The 3094-nt window shown below is 52.2% G+C and carries 4 protein-coding genes; all 4 read right to left on the bottom strand.

Going from position 1 to position 3094, the window contains the following annotated elements; translation table 11 throughout:
- Positions 1–186 (bottom strand): hypothetical protein (locus PFU01S_RS21325; protein WP_042139939.1); only part of this gene is annotated, 186 nt, incomplete at its 3' end.
- 36 nt (positions 187–222) lie between these two features.
- Complete coding sequence (locus tag PFU01S_RS22260) at positions 223–1023, bottom strand: hypothetical protein (RefSeq protein WP_156041703.1); 801 nt, start codon at positions 1021–1023, stop codon at positions 223–225.
- 52 nt (positions 1024–1075) lie between these two features.
- Positions 1076–2065: a DUF2515 family protein gene (locus PFU01S_RS21315; RefSeq protein ID WP_081783985.1), complete on the bottom strand. Its 990-nt coding sequence runs from the start codon at positions 2063–2065 to the stop codon at positions 1076–1078.
- Positions 2062–3094: DUF2345 domain-containing protein (locus PFU01S_RS21310; protein ID WP_042139935.1), on the bottom strand; the 1033-nt coding region annotated here is incomplete at its 5' end. The genes PFU01S_RS21310 and PFU01S_RS21315, both read right to left, overlap by 4 nt.

Genomic DNA, 3094 nt, shown 5'->3' with positions numbered 1-3094 from the left:
GCCGATGAGTTTTTCCGGGTCGTACTCGGTGTCCTGCACCAGCACATCGAGGGTGTAGCGCGGGATGCGGCCAATGCGCTCGACGCCGTGGGCGCGCAAGGCTTGCAGCTGATCGGCCCCTAACGGGGTGGTCAGTTGCAGCAGACGGCCGCTTTGCGAAAGCGGGGTGCCGAAGGTCAGGTCCATGACAAGAGGTCTCCTGAGTGGGGGCTGATCGGGTGGTTATTCCAGGGCCTTGATAGGCGGGTCCTGGTAGTCCTCATCGATGGCGATGCCCATTTTTTTCAGGCGTGCTTCGGTTTGGGCGCGTTCCTGGGCCATGCGTTTGAGTTCGGCGGGGAGGAGTTTTTTCCAGTCTTCGCGGTCGTCGCTAGCAAGAAAATCTTTGTAAAATTCTGGCTCTGAACGAACATCCAATGTGAACAGATAGGAGCCTTTATCGGCCGGCGCATCTGTACTGTTTTCTCGCTGCATACTCAAGGTCAGGTAAACGCCATCTTTGTAAAAGTACCAATCATTGAACATGGGTAGCGCCAACCATTCTTGCACGCTCAATTTCAATGAAGGGTCGCGCCAAGGGCCTGTACCCACTGGCTTGCCATTGATTTCATCGACGCTCTCAAATTTCTTGGCTTCATGCCCAGATATTCTGGCTTCATTTGGCATGATGTAACGCGCCCAGCCCTTATCGAGTAGTGATTCTACCAGCGTGTAGAAATATGTCATTGCTTGAGCGTGCGGAGAGTTTGGTGTGACCCCGCCCAGTGTAATATTGGCATCATTAATTATGTCACTTTCATAGGTGCCAAGTGTTACAGCGACTGCATCGTGAAAGCTCAGGCTGGTGGCAGTGTTGGAGTTCATGAAAATGGTTGCGCGTTGATTACCGCTAAAAGACAGCGAATATTTGTAAAGACAAATGCCAAGCATGCAGTCTTTATCGAATTTTATCGAAGATTTTGCTTGGGCGGTTTCAATATCGCCATTGATGTGGAATTGTATTGTGAGCTTCTCGCTGCTCATTTCATCGCCTCCGCAAGCTGTTAGAAACAAAAAAGACGCCAGGGCCATCCATTTAAACATTATCACTCCAGCCGGCTATCGTTTGAAGGTTTTCAAGCATATATTTGCTTTTGGCTTTCATTAGTCTGTGGTAGTTTTTGGCGATGTCGGTGATGAATTTCATTCTGTCATTGGCGTCATGCAGTTTGCCTTCTGTCATGACAGAGTCGTACTCTTCGTCATTGGTTTCACATGCCGTGCTCATCGCCGCTAGGCGCCGTGGAACTCCGAAGTGTCCTTCCATCAGTGCTTGGCTGTTCAGAAGCGCTTTGAAGTCTTTGCTTTCATATATCAAGGGTTGCAAAATCATTAATTGCTCATGGTTGGCAATCGCCATAAGCGAGGCGAGTTGCCGGCGTTGTCGCAACTCGCCTTCTGGGTAGCGTTCAACTTGTGAAATAAAATCAAAGCCTTGTTCCAAATAGTCTGTTTTTTTAAGGTTGTTGATTTTTTGTAGCGCCTCGTTGAGCCAGGGCAGTTCCTTAAAGGCAGACTTGAAGCAGTCGGTGTAATTTTCCCAGTTGCGGTCATTTATGCACTTTTTGAATTGCTCTGGGTGGTTGATGTAGAACCAGTGCCAAACAAAAATATCTTGAAATAGCCAAAAGTTTCCTTTGCCTAAGTAAAGCTTTGTGATTTCAAAAGGTGGTACAGCGGGCGGTAGATAGCGCCACTTGCTGCTGCTGGCGTAGTCCAGCGCACACATGACCTGCTTGCTGGCAAATGCCGCAAGGCCGGTCCAATAGAATCGCCCCTTCAGATTGGGCTTGCCGTTGTTCTCTTGTTCTAAGTAAATCTTGGCGTAATTCGCAGCAATTCTCTCGGCTCGGACGCTGAAGTTTTTTACCACTTCATAGCTTGCTGTGCTTTTGAAGGCTATGCGAGTTTTGACTGAGAGTCGCCGTATTGCCTCTTGTTGACCAATTGTCCATAACTCTTTACAGCCCGGATTGAGGTCATTCACAGAGCAAGCGTTATCGTTAAACTTGAAATCTTGCTTCATCGCTTTGTTCTCGGTACGAATGTATCCGCGTCCTGGGGCACCACGAATTCATCAGGCACAAGTCTCACCTTGGCGGTGCTTTCGTTGTCGCTGAAGAAGCGTGGGGTGGTGCCTTCCCGGTCGGTGAAATAGACCCTTTTTCCGCCGTCAGCTGATTCGACTTCAACGGCGACGTTTTCTAGCGGAACGCCGAAGCTAGTGATCAATCGATTCTGTTCGTCATACATGCCAGAGGCAGGACCGGTGGGTAGCTCCTTGAACGAGTGCTCCATACTGGCCGGCCCATCCAGCGTCTTTTTCGCGCCCTTGATGTCGATGGTCCCCGGCGCATGCACCTCGATATTGCTACCCTTGATGCGGATATAAGCACCACCGCTGGTAAGCAGAATTTCTTTCTGTGCCGACATCTCGATCAACTGTTCCAGCGACGTGAGCTTAATGTTTTGCAGCGCAGTCAGTTCCATGGCATCACTTTGCGCTTCCAATTCGACCTTGCCCTTGGCTGCAAACAATTTGGCCCCGGCGTTCTGCGCAAACAGGCTGATGCTTTGCACCACGCTTGCCAGCAATGACTTGCCGCTGGCGATGCTGACATCTTCGCCGGTACTCACCGTCAGATGCTTGCCGCTGTGCAGGTGGGTGTTCTGTGGCGTGGCGGTGGCGATATCGGCCGGGGAGGAGGCGATCAGCAGTGGCTTCTGGTACCCCGGGGTCTTGCCGCGTCCGCCGCTGCGGATGGCCCACGCGGTGTCGCCGCCGTTGCGTTGCTGTTCGCTTGGGCCTTGGCTCGGGCTGCTGTTGTCGTTGCCATAAATGACGTCGGTATCGGCGTTGAGTTGGGTCAGGCTGTCGAGGCCCGCTTGCAGAGCATCGGCGTTGTGCTGCTTGGCGGTATCGGACAGGGTTTTGAGGCGTTGCTCGCTGTTCTGCAGTTGTTGCTGGGCTTCGCTGACGTCGAGCTGGGCGCCCTGGGCGTTGCTGCGTTTCCAGGTGCTGAGGTACAGGCCCTGCTGGGCGCGCAGGGCGCCA

Origin of the sequence: Pseudomonas fulva NBRC 16637 = DSM 17717 (assembly GCF_000730565.1) — a bacterium.
Classification (GTDB): Bacteria; Pseudomonadota; Gammaproteobacteria; order Pseudomonadales; family Pseudomonadaceae; genus Aquipseudomonas; species Aquipseudomonas fulva.
Note: the sequence above shows the minus strand (reverse complement) of the source record. Positions and strands in the feature narration are given on the sequence as shown.